16 protein-coding genes and 1 tRNA gene are annotated in these 18749 nt (G+C 74.3%); 10 read left to right on the top strand and 7 right to left on the bottom strand.

Features of this window, described 5'->3' with window-relative positions; all coding sequences use genetic code 11:
- Positions 1-13 precede the first annotated feature (13 nt).
- Together ACY0MR_RS23400 and ACY0MR_RS23395 are read right to left on the bottom strand one after the other, a co-directional pair.
- Entirely contained in the window at positions 14-877 is an 864-nt protein-coding gene (locus tag ACY0MR_RS23400; protein WP_388798467.1) for a spermidine synthase, read from the bottom strand.
- A 73-nt stretch (positions 878-950) separates the two neighbouring features.
- Positions 951-1427 (bottom strand): hypothetical protein, encoded by a 477-nt coding sequence (locus tag ACY0MR_RS23395; RefSeq protein ID WP_473555135.1) that lies wholly within the window; start codon positions 1425-1427, stop codon positions 951-953.
- 223 nt (positions 1428-1650) lie between these two features.
- Here ACY0MR_RS23395 and ACY0MR_RS23390 point away from each other — a divergent pair, with 223 nt between their 5' ends.
- Positions 1651-2937 carry a tetratricopeptide repeat protein gene (locus ACY0MR_RS23390; protein WP_388798461.1) on the top strand — a complete coding sequence of 429 codons (1287 nt, stop codon included), beginning with the start codon at positions 1651-1653 and terminating at the stop codon, positions 2935-2937.
- A gap of 36 nt (positions 2938-2973) precedes the next feature.
- On the opposite strand, the gene ACY0MR_RS23385 is transcribed toward ACY0MR_RS23390, so the two are convergent.
- On the bottom strand, positions 2974-3567 hold the full coding sequence (locus tag ACY0MR_RS23385) for a histidine phosphatase family protein (protein ID WP_361853066.1): 594 nt from the start codon (positions 3565-3567) through the stop codon (positions 2974-2976).
- Between the two features lie 146 nt (positions 3568-3713).
- Between ACY0MR_RS23385 and ACY0MR_RS23380 the strand changes: the two genes are divergently transcribed.
- The 4 genes from ACY0MR_RS23380 to ACY0MR_RS23365 are packed head-to-tail and all read left to right on the top strand — an operon-like array spanning position 3714 to position 8602.
- A complete protein-coding gene (locus tag ACY0MR_RS23380; RefSeq protein WP_473555133.1) occupies positions 3714-4592 on the top strand; it encodes a phosphatase PAP2 family protein in 879 nt (292 codons plus the stop codon).
- Positions 4486-5655 carry a hypothetical protein gene (locus ACY0MR_RS23375; RefSeq protein ID WP_388798456.1) on the top strand — a complete coding sequence of 390 codons (1170 nt, stop codon included), beginning with the start codon at positions 4486-4488 and terminating at the stop codon, positions 5653-5655. Before ACY0MR_RS23380 ends, ACY0MR_RS23375 begins: the two co-directional genes overlap by 107 nt.
- The gene (locus ACY0MR_RS23370) at positions 5646-7235 is read left to right on the top strand and encodes a hypothetical protein (protein ID WP_388798453.1); all 1590 of its coding nucleotides are present in this window, start codon (positions 5646-5648) and stop codon (positions 7233-7235) included. The genes ACY0MR_RS23375 and ACY0MR_RS23370 overlap by 10 nt, the downstream gene beginning before the upstream one ends.
- Positions 7232-8602 carry an AAA domain-containing protein gene (locus ACY0MR_RS23365; protein WP_361853054.1) on the top strand — a complete coding sequence of 457 codons (1371 nt, stop codon included), beginning with the start codon at positions 7232-7234 and terminating at the stop codon, positions 8600-8602. Before ACY0MR_RS23370 ends, ACY0MR_RS23365 begins: the two co-directional genes overlap by 4 nt.
- Positions 8603-8658: 56 nt before the next feature.
- On the opposite strand, the gene ACY0MR_RS23360 is transcribed toward ACY0MR_RS23365, so the two are convergent.
- Positions 8659-9267 carry a peroxiredoxin-like family protein gene (locus ACY0MR_RS23360; protein ID WP_473555129.1) on the bottom strand — a complete coding sequence of 203 codons (609 nt, stop codon included), beginning with the start codon at positions 9265-9267 and terminating at the stop codon, positions 8659-8661.
- A 71-nt stretch (positions 9268-9338) separates the two neighbouring features.
- Here ACY0MR_RS23360 and ACY0MR_RS23355 point away from each other — a divergent pair, with 71 nt between their 5' ends.
- The 4 genes from ACY0MR_RS23355 to ACY0MR_RS23340 all read left to right on the top strand — a co-directional run bounded on the left by ACY0MR_RS23355 (position 9339) and on the right by ACY0MR_RS23340 (position 11567).
- Entirely contained in the window at positions 9339-9953 is a 615-nt protein-coding gene (locus ACY0MR_RS23355; protein ID WP_361853048.1) for a TetR/AcrR family transcriptional regulator, read from the top strand.
- A gap of 144 nt (positions 9954-10097) precedes the next feature.
- Positions 10098-10454, top strand: a complete 357-nt coding sequence (locus tag ACY0MR_RS23350) for a hypothetical protein (protein WP_361853045.1) — start codon at positions 10098-10100, stop codon at positions 10452-10454.
- Between the two features lie 395 nt (positions 10455-10849).
- Complete coding sequence (locus ACY0MR_RS23345) at positions 10850-11503, top strand: bifunctional DNA primase/polymerase (RefSeq protein WP_392043277.1); 654 nt, start codon at positions 10850-10852, stop codon at positions 11501-11503.
- Positions 11494-11567: transfer RNA gene (locus tag ACY0MR_RS23340), tRNA-Lys, on the top strand. Before ACY0MR_RS23345 ends, ACY0MR_RS23340 begins: the two co-directional genes overlap by 10 nt.
- A gap of 72 nt (positions 11568-11639) precedes the next feature.
- On the opposite strand, the gene ACY0MR_RS23335 is transcribed toward ACY0MR_RS23340, so the two are convergent.
- Positions 11640-12890, bottom strand: a complete 1251-nt coding sequence (locus tag ACY0MR_RS23335; protein ID WP_388799678.1) for a M6 family metalloprotease domain-containing protein — start codon at positions 12888-12890, stop codon at positions 11640-11642.
- Between the two features lie 355 nt (positions 12891-13245).
- On the opposite strand from ACY0MR_RS23335, the gene ACY0MR_RS23330 reads away from it, so the two are divergent.
- Positions 13246-15213 (top strand): putative bifunctional diguanylate cyclase/phosphodiesterase, encoded by a 1968-nt coding sequence (locus ACY0MR_RS23330; RefSeq protein ID WP_388798443.1) that lies wholly within the window; start codon positions 13246-13248, stop codon positions 15211-15213.
- A gap of 170 nt (positions 15214-15383) precedes the next feature.
- Here the strand turns inward: ACY0MR_RS23330 and ACY0MR_RS23325 are convergent, their stop codons facing one another.
- Positions 15384-17090: a glycosyl hydrolase family 18 protein gene (locus ACY0MR_RS23325; RefSeq protein ID WP_361853037.1), complete on the bottom strand. Its 1707-nt coding sequence runs from the start codon at positions 17088-17090 to the stop codon at positions 15384-15386.
- Positions 17091-17444: 354 nt separating this feature from the next.
- A complete protein-coding gene (locus ACY0MR_RS23320; protein ID WP_473555124.1) occupies positions 17445-18518 on the bottom strand; it encodes an LLM class flavin-dependent oxidoreductase in 1074 nt (357 codons plus the stop codon).
- Between the last annotated feature and the right edge of the window lie 231 nt (positions 18519-18749).

Here is an 18749-nt window from a genome sequence, read left to right as displayed (position 1 = left end):
CACGCCCCCGCGGTCAGCGGAAGGCGGACGCGGGCGGTACGGGCGAGGGCTTGGCGCTCGCGTCGGTGACCGGCGCCGCTCCCCCGGCGAAGTCGGCGAGCGCCCTTCCGTGTTCGACCCGGCCCGGGTGCGGGTCGGTGGCCACCCGGCGGGTCAGCTCGGCCACCGGGAGCTCCCGGTCGGAGGCGAGCAGCACCGCGTTGCCGAAGCGCCTGCCGCGGAGCACCGTCGGATCGGCGGCCAGGGCCAGTTCGGGGAAGACGGACGCGGCCGTGGCGATCTGGCCGCGCAGGTGCGTCAGCGGCGGACCGTCGGCCAGGTTCGCGGCGTAGAAGCCGCCGGGCCGCAGCACCCGGCGCACCTCGCCGAGGAACTCGGTGCTGGTCAGGTGGGCGGGGGTGCGGGCGCCGCTGAACACGTCGGCGATGACCAGGTCGGCCCAGCCGTCCTGGACCTTGGCGAGCCCGGCGCGGGCGTCGGTGGAGCGGACCCGGATGCGGGCCCCGGCGTCGAGGGGCAGTTCGCGGCGGACGAGCTGGACGAGGAGGCCGTCGAGTTCGACGATCTGCTGCGTGGAGCGGGGCCGGGTCGCGGCGACGTACCGGGCGAGGGTGAAGGCGCCGCCGCCGAGGTGGAGGGCCTGGAGCGGCCGCTGCGGCGGGGCGACGAGGTCGGCGATGTGGCCGAGGCGACGCTGGTACTCGAAGGTCAGGTGGGCCGGGTCGTCCAGGTCCACGTGGGACTGCGGGGCGCCGTCGATGAGCAGCGTCCACGCGCGGGGGCGCTCCCGGTCGGGTATGAGTTCGGCGAGCCCGCCGTCGACGGTCTCGACGACGGAGGCGGCGGACGCCCGGTCGCGCTGTCTGTTCCTGGCCACAGGGCCATTATCGGGGCATTCGCCCCTGCCCCGCCGCGCGGCCCCCGGGCCCGGCGGCGGCGTCCGCGGGGGCTCAGTGGCAGCCGTCCGCCGCCTCGATGAGCCGGGCCGCCTCGCCGAGCGCCTCGCGCAGCACGACGGGGTCGGTGACGGGGTCGGCGTCACCCGGAGGCAGCAGCCAGCCGGCCGGGCGGGGCGCGTCCCCGGCGGGTTCCGGGAGCTCGGGTAGGCGCAGGCCGCGGCCCGAGGTCCTGGTACAGGCGCTGCCGGGCATGTCCCAGCCGGCGGCCGTGCCGGGCGGGACGAGGAAGCCGAGGGTGTCGCAGGTGCCGTCGTGGACGACGGGGCCGACGGCCGGGGCGGCCCCGCGGCGCAGGATGTCGACGGCCTCCAGGCCCTGCCGGACGGGCACGGTGACCAGGTCCCAGGGCTCCGCGGACTGCGGTGCGCCGGCCTGGAGGGGGGCCCTGTCCTGGGGGGCGGTCCGGGACGCGCGGGCGTCCGGGGCGGGCGCGTGCCGCGTGGCCGACTGGGAACCGATCTCCGACATGGGACCCCTCCTCGCTCCTGAGGAGACACGTTCCGTCTCTCCCATACGGTTCAACGCCCGTGCGCGTCAACGGCTACGGCGCCATGCCGCCGCAAAGGATGGCAGTTCATGGCAGATCGCAGGCGAGATATCCGATTTGTAGCCAAACTCTGTGTGTCCATCCGGTCACAGCAGGTACGTTCTTGCCGCCGGACCACCCGGCAGCACAGGAGAGGGCTCGGCCATGGCGACGTCACGGGCAGTTCCCAATCTCGCCTTCCGCAGGCTCCGCGGACAGCATTCGCCGGCGGAGTTCGCCGCGGCTGTCCGGCGGGCGGCGCGGGAGATCGGCGAACAGGTCGCGTGCGACGCCCGCTACATCGGGCGCGTGGAGGCGGGCGAGATCCGTTGCCCCAACTACGCGTACGAACGGGTCTTCCTGCACATGTTCCCCGGTCTGGGTCTGTCGGACCTGGGCTTCTCCGCGCGGGAGACGGTGCGCGGCCGGCGGCAGCCGGTCGCGGCCGGGGCTCCGGCTCCCGCGGCACTCCCGACCCGGAACGATGAGGAGAGCGACGTGCTGCGTCGCGCATTCATGACGAGCGGCTCCGCCACCCTGGCGGCCGCCTCGCTGGGACTCGGCGGCCCCGCCGTAGCGATCCCCTCCCCCCGCGGCACCCACCGGATCGGCGACGCCGAGGTGCGGGCCGTCGAGGACGCCGTACGGCAGATCCGCCTGCTCGACGACCGGCACGGCGCCGACGGGCTCTACAAGGTCGCCGCCCACCCGCTCCGCGCCGCCTACGCGCTGCTCGACACGGGCACCATGACCCGCCGCTCCACCGAGGACCGGCTGCACGCCGGCGCCGGCGAGCTCTCCCTCTCGGTGGGCTGGCTGGCCCACGACTCGGGCCGGCACGAGGACGCCCGCTCGCACTACGCCGAGGCGCTGGCCACCGCGCGGGTGTCGGGGAACTCCGCCCTGGAGGCGCACGCCTTCTGCAACACCTCCTTCCTCGCCCGGGACACCGGCCGGTTCCGCGAGGCGGTCCGGGCCGCGCAGGCCGGCCTGCGGGCCGCGCAGACACTGGACTCGGACCGGCTGCGGTCGCTGCTCTCGCTGCGGGAGGCCGCCGCCTGGGCCGGACTCGGCGACCGGTCGGCCTGCGAGCAGGCCCTCGGCCGCGCCCACGGCTTCTTCGACCGCGGCACGGCCGACGACGACCCCGAGTGGATGTCGTTCTTCGGGGAGCCGGAGCGGGAGGCCCTGGAGGCCCAGTGCTGGTCGGCCCTCGGCGACTGGGGCCGGGCGGCCCGGCACTCCCACCGGGCCGCGGTCCTGCAGAACCCGCACTTCGCGCGGAACCTGGCGCTCTACCGCGCCCACCTCGCCAAGAACCTGGCGCACGCGGGCCGCCCGGACGAGGCGGAGGCGGAGGCGAAGCGGGTGGTGGACTCCCTGGAGGGCATCGCCTCGGCGCGGATCCGCGGGATGCTCGTCGACACCCGCCGGGCCCTCGCCGCGTACTGACCGCGGACCGGCCGCCGGCCCCGGCGGCCGGGGCGCCTACTCCAGGTGCCCGGTGTCGTTCCAGCGCTCCACCGCCGGCGCCCCGTACGCCCAGCCGAGGACGGACAGGCTCGTCGGGTCCAGGCGGATGCGGGAGGCGAAGGAGACGTCCTCGCCGAGCCAGCGGGCGCCGATCGACCGCAGGATGTGGCCGTGCGCGAAGACCAGGACGTCGCGATCGGCCGAGCGGGCCCAGTGCACGATCTCGTCGGCGCGGTCCGACAACTGCGCCAGGGTCTCGCCGTCCGGCACCGCGTCGCGCCAGATGAACCAGCCCGGCCGGATGTCCTGGATCTGCGGCGGGGTCAGCCCCTCGTACGCCCCGTAGTCCCACTCCATCAGCGCGTCCCACGGCTCGGCCCGGTCGCCGAAGCCGGCGAGTTCGCAGGTCTCGCTCGCCCGGACCAGGGGGCTGGTGCGCACCTCCACGCCGGGCAGCCCCTGCCAGGGGCCCCGGTGGAGGCGCTCGCCCAGGAGCTTCGCGCCGCGCCGCCCCTCGTCGAGCAGCGGGATGTCGGTCCTGCCGGTGTGCCGGCCGAGGAGCGACCACTCGGTCTGGCCGTGCCGGGCGAGCAGGATGCGCGGTGCCATGGGAAGGGATCTCCAGAGGTTCACGGTGCGGACGTGCCTCTCCCCATCATCGCCCACGTGGATTCGCGGTGACGTGGGGGCAACCCGCGGGCGGCGTCCGGCGTCCCCTCCCCGGGGGCGGTCACCGGTCGGGGGGAACTCTTCACATGCGCAAGCCACGCTGGTGGGCGGAACTGGCACTGATCGCGGTCGTGTACGCGGCCTACTCGGGCGGGCGGCTGCTCGTCCGCGGCGACGAGGCCTCGGCCGTCGAGCACGGGCTGGCGATCCTGCGCCTGGAGCGGCTGCTCGGCATCGACGCCGAGCACCCGCTGAACCGGCTGTTCACGGACGTGCCCGCCCTCGGGATCCCGGCGGACTTCGCGTACGCCTCGCTGCACTACCTCGTCACCCCGGCGATCCTGCTGTGGCTCTTCCGCCGCCGCCCCGCCCACTACCGGGCCGCCCGGACCTGGCTGATGCTCTCCACCCTGCTCGGCCTGGTCGGCTTCACCCTGCTGCCCACCTGCCCGCCCCGGCTGCTCGACCCGGTGCACGGCTTCACCGACACGATGGCGCACTTCAGCGCGTACGGCTGGTGGGGCGGCGAGGCCAGCGCGCCGCGCGGGCTCGGCGGTCTCACGAACCAGTACGCGGCCATGCCCAGCCTGCACGTCGGCTGGGCGCTGTGGTGCGGGGTGATGCTCTGGCGGTACGGGCGGACCCCGGTCGCGAAGGCGCTCGGAGTCGCGTATCCGCTGCTCACGACGGTGGTCGTGATGGGGACCGCCAACCACTATCTGCTGGACGCGGTCGCCGGCGCGGCCGTCATGGGGGCCGGTCTGCTCCTCACCCCGCACGTGCTGCGGCTCGCCCGGCGACTGCGCGGGACGGCCGAAGAGCCCCCGGTTGTCAGTGGCGGATGGGAGACTTCCGCGGGTGAGCGCATCCCCGGACAGCGGACCGTCCCGACCTCCGCAGACGACACGTCGACCAGGGGTCTCCCCTGCTCCAGCGAAGCCGAGAGCGTGGGAGAGGCTCGCTGAGCTGCGCGGACCGGCCACCCCGCCGCGTCCGCTCGACGCGCGGGCCCTGGCGGCGCTGGCCGCCAACCCCGGCTGCCGGCGCCGCGCCCTGCTCGACGGCGCGGGCGTCGACAAGTCCGCCCTGGCCGAGAAGCTCGGCTCGCCCGCCCCCTTCGGGCAGTCCCAGTTCGCGATCGTCCGGGGGAACTCCTTCGAGGCCAAGGTCAAGGCCGACGGCGGCCGCGAACTGCTGCGCCTGATCGGAGTCGAGGAGCCGGGCGCGGTCTCCGTGCCCGAGCTGGCGGCCGCCGGACCCGAGGGGCGGGTGGCCCGCACGGCCCTCGCCCTGCGGGAGGCGACCGCGGCCGGGGCGTGGACTCTCCTCGACCATCCCCTGCTCGCCCTGGAGGTGGCCGGTTCGCCGGTCTACCTGGAACCGGACGCCGTGGTGGTCCGCCCCGACGGCGGGTGGACGGTCGTCGAGATCAAGTCCTTCCCGATGGTCGACGGCGCGGCGGACGCCTCGAAGGTGGGTGCGGCGGCCCGGCAGGCCGCCGTGTACGTGCTCGCGCTCGAACGGGTGGCGGCGGTGACCGAGGGCGCCCGGGTGGCCCAGTCGGTGCTCCTGGTCTGCCCGAAGGACTTCTCCAACCTGCCGACGGCCTCGGTGGTCGACGTCCGCAAGCAGCGGTCGGTGACCCGCCGCCAGCTCGACCGGCTGACCCGCATCGACGAGATCGCCGCCGCCCTGCCCGACGGCGTCTGCTTCGACGTGGCGGAGAGCTCGGCGGAGGAGCTGACGGCGGCGGTGGAGTGCGTGCCCCACCAGTACGCGCCGGAGTGCCTGGCCGCCTGCGAGCTGGCCTTCCACTGCCGCTCGCGGGCCCGGGAGGCGGAGGCGGTGGAGACCCTGGGCCGCTCGGTACGGGGCGAGCTGGGCGGGCTGACCACCGTCGGCGCGGTCCTCCGGGCGGCCCGGGGCGAGGAGGGGGACCCGGACGACCCCGCGGTGGCGGCGCTGCGCCGGGCACGGGCCCTGCGCGAGGAGGCCCTGGCGGGGACGGAGGCGCGGACATGTCGCTGATCTCCACCCTCGCCCGGATGGAGGCCGTCGAGTCCGGCCGTGCCCAGCCGCTCGCCACCGTCCGGCACCGGCGGGTCTCCGCGCGGCCGCTGGTGCTCGTCCCGCTGACCACGGCCGGTGAGGCGGGTGCCCCGCTGGGGGCGCTCGTCGGCACCGACCCGGAGGAGCCGCGGCTCCTGGTGGTGGCCCAGCCCCGGGACCGGGAGCTGCGGTTCGCCTTCCTCGCCGATCTGGCCGAGGAGGTCCTGCCGTACGTCGACTCGTTCGCCGAGGCCGTCGAGGCGGCGGAGAAGAGCGAGGTCGACCCCGAGACCGGCAAGAAGGTGAAGGTCGAGGTCGAGCTGTGCGCGGACGCGCCGCAGCTGATCGTGCCGAGCCGGGCGGGCATCGAGTACGTACGGCTGCTGGGGCGGTCCACGCGGTTCCGGCGGACGGCCGAGCAGGACCCCGAGACGCCGTTCCCCGCGCCGCCCCGCGTCCCGCTGCTCGGGCGCTGGCTGACGCACTTCGGCGACCGGGCCCGGGTGCCCGGTTCCTCGCTGCTGCTCAGCGCGACCGACCTGCTCAACCGGCACTGGGCGACCGGCCAGTCCTCGCTGGAGGACCAGCACCTGGGGGCGCTGCTCGCGTGGATCGACCCGTACGACGGGGAGCCGGGCGCCGAGGCGGCGCTGCGGGCCGAGACGGGCCGGGATCCGCGGGGGCAGCTGTTCTGCCCGCCCGCCGGGCCCGCCACCGACCCCGCCTTCGACAACGGGCTGCTCGCGCCCGCGATCGAGCGGTACGACCGGGCGCGGCAGGCGGTCGGCGCGGCCGAGGACGGCGAGGCGGCGGAGCGCGGTCTCGGTGAGCTGCACCGGGCGGAGCGGGAGGTGCGGCGGCTGGTCGTCTCCCAGCTGCGGCCGACCTGGGACGCGGTCTGGCGGTCGGTCGGTCTGCTGCGGGAGCTGCCGGAGGGGGCCAGGGTCGAGGACCGCTGGACCCGCGACCGCTGGTCGTTCACCGCCCACCGGGACCGGGTCACCGCGGGCGAGCCGCCGCAGCCGCGCCGGGACGACGCCGTGACGGCGGCCCGGAAGCTCGCCGCGCGGGAGCAGGCGCAGGGCCAGCTGGAGGCGCAGGAGGCCCTGGACGATCCGCTGGTGCTCGCCGGACGGCGGCTGTCGGGCGAGGCGTTCGCGGCCGAGGTGGTCGAGGTGACGATGGCGTGGACGGAGTCCAAGCGGCCCGCCCCGCGGCCGCTCCTCACGGTCCGCACCGAGGACCGGCCGCATCTGGGCGAGAAGGTGAAGGTGTACCGCTCGCTCGACGGGAAGCCGCAGTCGGCGGAGTTCGTCCGCCACGAGGAGGACGGGGCGCTGGTGCTGCGGCTCCTCGACCGGATGGGCCGCTCGAAGGAGCCCGTGGAGGGCTCGGTGCCGGAGAAGGGCGAGCGGATCGCCTTCACCCTGTTCGAGCACGACCAGCGGGTCGGGCCGCAGCTGCCGGAGGCGGAGGAGACGCCCTGGACGCACGGCGGTCCGCCGCGGGCCGACGCCGTGGAACTGCCCGACGCCGTGACCTCGGAGGACGTGCTGTGACCGTGTTCGACCTGTCGAAGCCGCCCGTCGGCGACGCGGCGCCGTTCGATCCCTCGGCCGCCGCGGGCCGGGCGACGGCGGACATCCTCGCGGCGACCCTGCACGGCACCGCGCGCGGTGTGGTGGTGGACTCCCCGCCCGGTGCCGGGAAGTCGACGCTCGTGGTGCGGGCGGCGCTCGAACTGGCCGCGGTGGGACGCCCCCTGATGGTGGTGGCCCAGACGAACGCGCAGGTGGACGACCTGGTGCTGCGGCTCGCCGAGAAGGAGCCGGACCTGGAGGTCGGCCGGCTGCACTCGAACGACAGCGACCCGTACGACCGGGCGCTGAACGACCTGGAGAACGTACGGAAGTCGGCGAAGGCGGGGGAGCTCGCGGGGCTGCCGGTCGTCCTCTCCACGGCCGCCAAGTGGGCGCACGTGAAGAACGTCGAGCCCTGGGCGCACGCGATCGTCGACGAGGCGTACCAGATGCGCTCGGACGCGCTGCTGGCGGTGGCGGGGCTCTTCGAGCGGGCGCTGTTCGTGGGCGACCCCGGGCAGTTGGACCCGTTCTCGGTGGTGGGCGCCGAGCAGTGGGCGGGGCTCTCGTACGACCCGTCGGCGAGCGCGGTCTCCACCCTGCTCGCGCACAACCCCGACCTGCCGCAGCACCGGCTTCCGGTGTCCTGGCGGCTGCCGGCCTCGGCGGCGCCGCTGGTCTCGGACGCGTTCTACCCGTTCACGCCGTTCCGCAGCGGCACCGGGCCCGGCGACCGGAGGCTCTCCTTCGCGGTCGCCTCGGACGGCTCGGGGCCCGACCGGGTGCTCGACGAGGCGGCGGAGTCGGGCTGGGGCCTGCTCGAACTGCCCGCCCGGCACACCCCCCGCACCGACCCCGAGGCGGTGGGCGCGGTCGCCGTCGTGGTGCGCCGGCTCCTCGACCGGGGCGGGGCCGCGGTCTCCGAGCGCTCGGAGACTCCCGCGCCGCTGACGCCCGACCGGGTCGCGGTCGGCACCGCCCACCGCGACCAGGCGGCGGCGGTCCGCGCCGCCCTCGCCGGGCTGGGCGTCACGGGCGTGACGGTGGACACCGCGAACCGGCTCCAGGGCCGCGAGTACGACGTGACGGTGGTCCTCCACCCGCTGTCCGGCCGGCCCGACGCGACGGCCTTCCACCTGGAGACGGGCCGGCTGTGCGTGCTCGCCTCCCGGCACCGGCACGCGTGCATCGTGGTCTGCCGGGCGGGCGTCGCGGACCTGCTCGACGCCCACCCGTCGACCGAGCCGGTGCAGTTGGGCGCGGCCGTGTCGTTCCCGGACGGCTGGGAGGCGAACCACGCGGTCCTCTCCCACCTGGAGGAGCACCGCGTCACCTGGACCCCCTGACTCGGGCAGGCGGCGGGACTCTCCGGGCCCGACGGGCCTAGGGGGTGTCCTGTCGATCAGGCCGGTCGGGTCGCCAGGGCGAGGAGTTCGTCGACCGACCACTGGTCGTAGACGTGCTCGCCGTACTTCACCGCGGCGACCCGGCCCTCGGGCGTGATCAGGAAGTCCGCGGGCAGGCCCAGCCGGCCGGCGGGCTGCTCCCCGGACGGCAGCCTGCCCCGGCCCCGGAGCAGCTCCCAGGCGTCGCGGAACACGCCGCCGGCGATCGCGGGCCAGCCGCGCGGGTCGAGCAGGGCCCGGCGGTGGGCCTCCACGCCGAACTCGGCGTAGAACACCTTCCCGGGGTCCGCGACGACGGCGAACGGCAGATGGGCGACGTGCTCGCGGAGTTCCTCGGCGGGCGAGTGGAAGAAGACGACCTCCCGGATCCCGGCCCGCTCGATCTCCTCGTGGCGCAGGGCCACCGAGCGCAGGTGGAGATTGCAGACGGGGCAGCCGGCGAAGCGCCGGAACTGCACGTGGGTGGGCCGTCCGGGGTCCGGGAGGGTCAGCGCGGGGCCGGTCACCGGGGTGAGGACGCGGCTCGGCACGAGGTCTCCGGGAGCCGTCCGACGGGCGCGGGGCGGGGCGGCGGGGGTCGCGGGCGGGTTCTGGGGCGTGCGCATGGGACACCATCCTCGTAGGCGTACGGCGTACTCCTAACAGCGTAGGCGTAGGGCGTACGCTGTCAACCGTCATGCCACGACCCCGCTCCCTCACCCCCGACCGGCTGGCCGCCGCCGCCCTCGCCGTCATCGACCGCGACGGACTCGCCGGCCTCTCGATGCGCACCGTCGCACGGGAGCTCGGCGCGAGCCCGATGGGGCTCTACCGCTACGTCGCCGACCGCGAGGAGCTGGAGGGGCTCGTGGTCGACCGCGTCCTGGACGGCCTCGACACCGACCCGCCCCCCGCGGACGCCCCCTGGCGGGACCGGATCGAGACCATGGCGGGACGGCTGCGCGACGCGGTCGTCCGCCACCCGGAGGCCCTCCCGCTGACCCTCGCCCACCGGCACCGCGCCCCCGGCGGCCTGCTCTGGTCGGAGACCGTGCTCGGCATCCTGACCGAGGCCGGGGTGGACGGCGCCCAGCGGGTCGTCGCCCTGCGCGCGATCCACGGGTACGTCACCGGGGCCATCCAGCTCGCCCACCTCGGCCCGCTGGCCGGCCCGGGCACCTCGGCCATCGCAGCCCTGCCCGAGGACCGGTTCCCGCACCTCGCCCGGACCGCGCGGACGGCCGGCGAGGTCGACCCGGACCAGGAGTTCTTCGGCGGTCTGCGGCTGCTCCTGCGCGGCCTCGACGGCTGACGGCGCACCGCGCGCCGACGCCCTCTTGCGGGGCGCGGGACAATGGAGAGCGGCCCGGGGTTCCGGGCCGCCCGTATGCGGAGGGCCGGTGCGCGACGCGCCGGCGCGTACCTCGTGAACGTGAACGCGAAGAGGAGAACGACGATGGCGGAACCCGCGGAGCGGAGCGGACAGCGGCGGCTCAGGCCGGCACCGCTGGTCTTCGAGCCTGCCGAGGCGACCGCCGACCCGGAGCACTTCTTCGACCTGGAGTCGATAGACGATCCGCGGGAGCTGCTGTCCCGCGCGACGGAGCTGACGCTGGCGTTCCGCGCGGCGACGGACCGGGCGACCGAGTTCCAGGCGATCGCGGCGGCGCAGCTGGCGGACCCGCGCCGGTTCGACCGGCTGACGCCCGCGGACGTCGCCGAGCGGGCGCAGTGGACCGAGGACTACGCCCGGAAGATGATCGAGTTCGGCCGCGATCTGATCAGGACGAACGGGCGGCCGGCGGAGGACTGAGCCGCCCCGGGCCCGGCCCCCCGGACAGGCTTCACGGAGCCTGCCCGGGGGCTACGTCGCGCATGGCGCGGGCTTCGCCTCGCCTGCCCGGGTCTCCGCCGTACGCGCCGGGGAGTTCGCCGCACAGGCCGAGGGCTTCGCCATACGCGCCGAGGGCTTCGCCATACGCGCCGGGGGGGCTTCGCCGCACATGCCGGGGCTTCGCCGTACGCGCCGGGGCTTAGCCGCACGCGCCGGGGGCTTCGCCGCGCGTCGCCTGGGGGGCTTCGTCGCGCATGGCCGGAAAACCACCCATGGCATATGCCGGGAGGGCACGATACTCCTCGCCCTCCCCGCCTGTCCGGGATTCCGTGAACTCTCGGCGACCGTTCCGTGACGCCCGGTAGATCTGGAGCATGACGACGTGGACGCGCGACGAGGCCCCGCACGACATCACCCGGACTCCCTGGGTGCCCCGGATCCTCCGGTTCCCCGGGGAGGGCGACGAGGGACGGCACCAGACCGCCCGGGTGACCGCCGACGGCGCCTCCTGGCTCACCTCCGCCACCGGGAGCCGTGAGGCCGCGCTGACCCGCTGGGAGTCGCGGCCGTCCTCCCCGGCGGCGCTGCCCTGCGGAACGGTCTTCGACGTCGTCAACGTGGACCCGGTCTTCGGCCGCCGGATGCTGGACCGGCTCTGGGAGGAGGGCCCGGGGTCCGGGCCCGTCGCGGTGCACCGGGGCCGGATGATGCTGTTCGCCGCGCCGGGCACGGCCCAGCGGCTGCCGGCCCTGCTCGACTGGGAGGACTGGGGCGACAGCGTCCCCCGGCCGCTCTGCCACGGGGTCGGGGACGCGGTGACCGTGCCGCCGCTGGTGCCGTCCGGCGGCGAGGGACCCCGCTGGCTCGTGGCGCCCGACACGCGCAGTCCGTGGCTGCCCGGTCCCGAGGTCCTGCTCTGGGCCTGCGTGCGGGCCGCCCGGGCGGCATCCGCCGCCGACGTGCGGGTATCGATTTTTCCTCCCGCCGATCCGGATGCTAATGTCTACGACGTCAGCAGGCGCCGCTAGCTCAGTTGGTTAGAGCAGCTGACTCTTAATCAGCGGGTCCGGGGTTCGAGTCCCTGGCGGCGCACCGACAGAAGAAGCCCCTCGCGGAAGCGAGGGGCTTCTTCGTGTTCCCGGGCCGCCGCGGAGGCTCCGCCGGTCAGCCGACGGCGGGCGGGGTGATCCTGACCGTCCAGGCGCCCGCCGGGGTGCGTTCCGCGACCTCCACCCGCACCCCCGTACCGGGCACCGTGAGCGTCTCGCCCTCCTCCAGCGGGGCGTCCGCGAGCGGCGGGTAGACGGAGCGGTCCCAGCAGGCCTCGGTGCGCGGATGGGCGTCGACGACCTCGACGGGGCCGTCGCCGGAGGCGGCGGTGCCGCGGATCCGGTAGACGAGGACGCCCTCGGTGCAGGTGTCGGCGTTGCTCCCGGCCCGGCCCCGCGCCTCGATCGCGAGGACGCTGTCGGGGCCGGTGCGGACCACGGCCAGCCGGGTGCCGAGCGTGGTCCCGGCCGCCGGCTGGGCGTCGGTGGCCTCCAGGGTCACCATCCGGGGGCCGGTTCCCTGGACGCAGGCGATCTGGGCGCCGGAGAGCCAGCCGAGCTTCCACTTGTGCCAGCCGAAGAGGTCCGGGGACAGCCCGAACTGGCTGCCCATGACGTCCCAGTCGCCCACATGGGTGTCCCAGTCGCCCTTGCCGTCCGCCGGACGGCGGTAGAGGTCGGGGAGGTCGAAGACGTGGCCGGTCTCGTGCGCCAGCACGTTCCGGTCGGGCGGGTGCCGCTCGAAGACGGTGACCACCCGCCTGATCTCGGTGCCGTCGACCTCCATCGGCTTGTCCAGGTTGACCACCTTGGTCGCGTCGGAGTCCACACCGGGGGCGTCCGGGTCGGCGACCAGGTAGACGATGTCGTACCGGGAGAAGTCGACGCTCGCGTCGGCGGCGCCGATCGCGTCCCGGAGGTAGGCGGCGCGCTGGCCGGCGTCCCAGTCGCGCCGTATGTCGTACGCGCTCGACTCCTTCGGCATGGGGGTCCAGACGCGCTGGGTGTGCGTGCGCAGGGTGAACCGCCCGTAGGAGGCGCGGGAGAAGAACTCGCTGGTGGCGGGGAAGTGGTCGGCGGCCAGTTCGGCCGGGTCGTTGAGCGGCTCGGAGTCCGGGAACGACAGGAAGACCATGACCGCGTCGAGGGGGCGGTCGGGGCGCGGGTACGACCTGTTCCAGGTGTCGAGGCCGAGCGAGTGATGGGCCGCGGTGCGGGGCAGGACGCAGGGGCCGGCCGCCGGCGCTCCGGCGGCGGGCCCGGCGACGAGCCCGGTGGCGGCGAGCGCGGCGAACGAGGTGAGGGCCGCCGCGCCGGCACGCAGCCGTGAGCGTTCCACTCCCCCGAGTGGCTGCTGACCCCTCACGTGGACCTCCGGTTCGGGAATGCGGGACACCTCAACCACCTTGTGACGGTTTGCGACGTTTCGCATGTTTCCGCTGCCCCGGTCGGGTGAGGGCGCGCCCTGGCGTCGACGCGACACGGACGCTCTTCAGCTCACGGAAAGTCACATTCGGTCACGTCGCCATCGACCCGTGTCAGACCCGAGCAGAAACGATCGGGCGGGGTGTTCCGGTGGCCGGCCTCACAGGGCCGGCCGTCCCCCGGAGGCCCCGTGGAGCTGGAACGCTCCCCCGTACGGGCTCTATGATCGGCACACTCTTCCTCGGCCGACCGTTCCGACCCCATGCGACCGGCCCGACTGCACTACGGGAGCGAGCGTGAGCGGAACCCCCGAAGGACCGGTGCACCCAGAGCCGCCGGAGACGCGTGCGGCGGAGTCCGCACTCACGGAGCGTCACCCCCCGTACGGCGCCGAGCACCGCGTCGGCTGTTCCCCCTCGGAACTCCGGGACTACCGCGCCGCGTTCCGCGTCTCCCAGCTCGCGATGGCCGTCGTCGACCAGAACGGCGTCGTCGTCACGGCCAACGACTCCTTCGGCGCCCTCCTCGGCGCCGAGCCGGAGGCGCTGCGGGACCAGGCCGCCGCCGACCTGGTCGACCTCGCGTCCGACGGGCGCACCTGGCACGCGTACCGCGAGGTGCTGCGCGGCCGGCGCTCCCGCTTCCGCTGCACCCGCCGCCTCAAGCACTCCGACGGCCGCTCGCTGTGGGTCGAGGTCACGGTGGCCCCGGTGCCCGACAGCCCGCGCGTCCTGGTGTCGATCGCGGACATCAGCGACCGGCGCGAGCTCCAGGCGCGGCTGCGGCACCTCCAGATGCACGACCCGGTGACCCGGCTCCCCAACCGCGCCCTGTTCTTCGAGCGGCTCTCGGCCGCCCTGGAGTCCTCGGCGCAGGACGCGGCCGACATGGCGAGCGCGGCGTCCATCGCGGGCACCGCGAGCACCCCGTCCACCGCGGGCACCGCGGACGGCACGGCGGGAACGGCGGCCCGCCGCAGGGCGATCAGCTCTTCCTACGAGTCGTACGGGTATGGCAGAACAGGGCGGATCGGCCTCTGCTACCTGGACCTCGACGGCTTCAAGGCGGTCAACGACACCCTCGGCCACCGGATCGGCGACCGGCTCCTCGCCGCCGCCGCCGCCCGGCTGACGGAGTGCGCGGACAGCGACGGCTACACCCGCAGCGGCGGTCATCTGGTGGCCCGGCTCGGCGGGGACGAGTTCGCCATCCTGGTCGAGGACTCCACCGGCACCGAGCAACTGGCCGACCTGGCCCGTTCGGTGCTCTGCGCCCTCCAGGAGCCCTTCGACCTGGGCGGCCGGCGGCTCTCGGTCTCCGCGTCGATCGGCGTGGTCGAGCGCTCGGGGGCCGGCACGACGGCGACGGCCCTGATGCAGGACGCCGACACCACGCTGTACTGGGCGAAGGCGGACGGCAAGGCCCGCTGGACCTTCTTCGACCCGGAGCGCAACGCGCACCGGATGACCCGGCAGTCGCTCTCCTCCACGCTCCGGCCGGCCGTGGACCGCGGGGAGTTCGCCCTGGAGTACCAGCCGCTGGTGGATCTGACGGACGGCGCGGTGCGCGGGGTGGAGGCGCTGGTGCGCTGGCACCACCCCCAGTTCGGCACCCTGCCGCCGAATCGGTTCGTCGGGATCGCCGAGGAGGACGGCTCCATCGTGGAGCTCGGCCGCTGGGTGCTGCGCACGGCCTGCCGGCAGGCCCGGCAGTGGCAGAAGGACCGTCCGGACGAGCGCCCGATCTTCGTCAGCGTCAACGTGGCGGTCCGCCAGGTCTGGGACTCCGACCTGGTCGCCGACGTGGCCGGGATCCTCGCGGAGACCGGCCTCGCCCCGCATCTGCTCCAGCTGGAGCTGACCGAGTCCGCGGTGATGGGATCCGCCGGGCGGCCGCTCCAGGCGCTCCAGGCGCTGAGCGACATGGGGGTGCGGATCGCGATCGACGACTTCGGCACCGGCTACTCGAACCTGGCCTATCTGAGCCGGCTGCCGGTCTCCGTGCTCAAGCTGGACGGCTCGTTCGTCCGGGGCTTCCAGGACGAGGAACACGCCAACCCGGCCGACGAGCTGATCGTCGAGGCGCTGGTGCAGCTGGCGCACCGGCTGGGGCTGACGGTCACCGCCGAGTGCGTCGAGACCTCGGGGCAGGCGAGCCGGCTGCGCAGGATCGGCTGCGACACCGGGCAGGGCTGGCTGTACTCGCGGGCCGTGGCGCCGGACCGCATCGCGGAGCTGATCGGCTCGGAGCCGCTGCCGGCCTGAGCGCCGTACGCGCCGCCCGGACCGGTGCCGTCCCGGGCGGTCGCCTCCGGGTGCGCGTCCGGGTCCCGTTCCCGTTCCCGGGCATGGAACTGCCCCCGGCCGGAGGGACATTCCGGGCGGGGGCAGCGGTTCATGCGGGGTTCAGCGGAGGGTGCCTACGGGACGGGGCGTCAGCAGGCGCCCTGGTCCTTCCAGACGCCCCACTCGCCGGTGGTGCCGGGGGTCTCGTTCTGGGTCCACCACTGGGCGAGCCACTTGCGGCCGTTGTGCGAGACGACCGTGCCGCCGTTGTAGACCGTGCCGGCCACGTACGCCGGGACCGAGCCGCAGCCCGTGGGCGGGGTGGTCGGAGGCGTGGTCGGGGGCGTGGTGGGCGGGGTGGTCGGAGGCGTCGTCGGCGGCGTGGTGGGCGGGGTGGTGGGCGGGGTGGTGGTGCTGCCGAGCGCGGTGTTGATCTGCTTCAGCAGGGTGGCGTTCTCGTCCAGGCCGAGGAGCGAGTACATCATCGCGCCGCCGAGGCCGCGCTGCTTCGCGTAGTCCACGCGGGCCTGGATGGAGCGCTGGTTGAGCCCGGTGAAGAACTCGCCGTCCTTGTAGAAGTACGAGGCCTTCGCCTGGTCGTCCCAGAAGGTCGTCGACGCGTTGTCGACGATGCCGCCGAGCTCCTTGTAGTGCGCGATGCCGGCCTGCTGGCTCAGCGGGCGGACGTTGGAGCCGCCGGTCGCGGTGCCACCGAGGCCGTTGGCGGAGCCGGCGGGCACGCCCTTCCAGCCGCGGTAGTAGAACTCGTAGCCCAGGGTCAGCTTGTTGGCGGGGAAGCCGCCGGCGATGCCGTAGGCGGGCTTGCCGTCGATCCAGGAGTCGATCGCGTTGTCGATCGAGTACTTCTCGGTGCCCGGGGCGATCGGGTCGGTCGGGTCGTTCGCTCCGGAGTAGAGCGGCGACTGGTGGTACGTCGGCCCGTCGCCGTCCCAGGCGCCGTGCATGTCGTACGTCATGATGTTGGCGTAGTCCAAGTACTGGCCGATCTTGTCGGTCTCGATGTACTTGATCTTGTCCTGGCCGGCCGGCATGGCGGCGGTCAGCATGTACTTCTTGCCGCCGTTGGCCGCGCCGTACTCGTCGAGCTGCTTGCGGAACTCGGCGAGGAGCAGCGTGAAGTTCTGCTTGTCCTCGGGGGCGTAGTGGTTGCCCAGGTGGCCGCCGGAGGAGCCGGGGTACTCCCAGTCGATGTCGATGCCGTCGAAGATGCCGGCCGCCGTGCCCGCGCCGCCGTAGCCGCCCTCGACGGGCAGGTTGCCCTTGAGGTACTGGTCGATGCAGGAGGAGACGAGCTTCTTGCGGCTCGCGTCCGTCTTGGCCGCGTCGCTGAAGTACTTGGAGTAGGTCCAGCCGCCGAGCGAGATGTTGATCTTCAGGTGGGGGTATTTCGCCTTCAGTTCCTTGAACTGGTTGAAGACGCCCACGATCGGCTGGTCCCACTTGTCGGCGACGCCGTCGACGCTGTCCGCCGCGCTGAAGGACTTCTGGTAGTCGGCGTACGAGTCGCCCGCACCGTCACCCGCGTTGGGGTTGTTGTCGTCACCGGCGGCCTTGTTGGCCATGAAACAGGTGAGGTTGGTGGGGTGGATGTTCCCGAACGAGTAGTTGATGACGTCCAGCTGGCCCGCGATGCCCCGGGTGTCGAGGTGCTTGGGGTAGAACGCGTTGCCGTACACGCTCCACTGGTCGTAGTACGCGATGCGCACACCGCCCGCAGCGGCAGTGGTCGATGTGTCGGCCGCCTGGGCGGATCCGAGGCCGACGGTCGCCGCGAGGGCGCCGGCGGCGAGGGCCGTGCTGAGCAGCGCGGCGATCAGGGGCTTACGGGGGTGCACGTGCGGCCTCCATCGGGGGGAGTGCGGGGGTGGTGCCGTACAGGAGCTGGAGCAGTGATAACCGGCACGTGAACAGTGCGTCAATGGTCTGAACCAGATTGAGGACTAGACCAATTGCCGAGAGAAAGGCCTCGTCAGAGCCCCGCAGCACAAAACGGAACCGCCCGCCACCATCGGTGACGAGCGGTTTAAGGTTCACTTAGGGGTGGCGCGGGGTCGGATCCGTGCAGGAACCAACCGCCTTCGGGGACCGGGGTTTTTACCCGGCCGACCCCCGACCGGAACAGCCTCCGGGCCCGGGGAACGCCGTCCCGGTCGCGCCGGGCCGGCGGGGGCCGACCGGGAGAACACCCCCTACTCCGCCGACACCTCGGGGAGTTCGTAGGCGTCCGCGATGAGTTCGTAGCTCCGCAGCCGCGCCTCGCCGCCGTGCGCGTTGGCCGTGATCATCAGCTCGTCCGCGCCCGTCCGCTTGCGCAGGTCGTCCAGGCCCGTGCGGACCTCGTCGGAGGTGCCGTACACGATGTTCGCCAGCCAGTCGTTCACGAACTCCCGCTCGGCGGCGCTGAACGCGTACGCCTCCGCCTCCTCCGGCGTCGGGACGAGGCCGGGGCGGCCGGTGCGGAGCCGGAGCATCGCGAGGGCCCCCGAGAGCACCTGGCGGTGGGCCTGCGCGGCCTCGTCGGCGGCGAGCGCCGAGACGCCGATCATCGCGTACGGCGCGTCGAGGACGCCGGAGGGCCGGAAGGACTCCCGGTAGAGGTCGAGCGCCGGGATCGTGTTCCTGGCCGAGAAGTGGTGGGCGAAGGCGAAGGGCAGCCCGAGCAGGCCGGCGAGGCGGGCGCTGAAGCCGGACGAGCCGAGCAGCCAGATCGGCGGCCGGCCCTCCGGGCCCTGCACCGGGCCGGGCACGGCGTGGATCCGGGCGTAGCGGTGGCCGTCCGGGAAGTCGTCGTCGAGGAACCGGGTCAGCTCGGCGAGCTGCTCCGGGAAGTCGTCCGCCCCCTCGTTCAGGGCGGCGGTCCTGCGCAGGGCGGCGGCGGTGGCGCCGTCGGTGCCGGGCGCGCGCCCGAGGCCGAGGTCGATCCGGCCCGGGGCGAAGGCCTCCAGGGTGCCGAACTGCTCGGCGACGACCAGCGGGGCGTGGTTGGGCAGCATGACGCCGCCCGAGCCGAGGCGGATGCGCCGGGTGTGGGCGGCGAGGTGGGCGAGGATCACCGCCGGGGACGAGGAGGCGACGCCGGGCATGGAGTGGTGCTCGGCCACCCAGTGCCGGTGGAAGCCGCGCCGCTCGGCGAGCCTGCTCAGCTCGACGCTGGTGGCGAGCGCCTGGGTGGCGGTCCTGCCGCTGCCGACGGTGACCAGGTCCAGCACGGACAGCGGCACGGGCGCGGAGCCCCGCGCCTCTCCTCGAATGGCGTCGGTCACCTTCAGGACCCTCCTCGGCACCCGCACGGCATCGCACGGGTTGATGGACGACTCACCGCCGGCCCCGGAGGACCCGTGGACCGGCTCGGACCTCCGCACAACAGGAGGGTGTCTCCGTTTATTCCGGGGAACCGCCGACGGTTATCGGCCACCGAACGGGGCCGGAAGGTGCCCGGAAGGGCCGCCACCGCGTCCGTTTCCCCCGGAGAAATCTCGGGACGCCCCCGGGCC

The sequence above is a fragment of the Streptomyces sp. JN8 genome (genome assembly GCF_055808075.1).
Note: the sequence above shows the minus strand (reverse complement) of the source record. Positions and strands in the feature narration are given on the sequence as shown.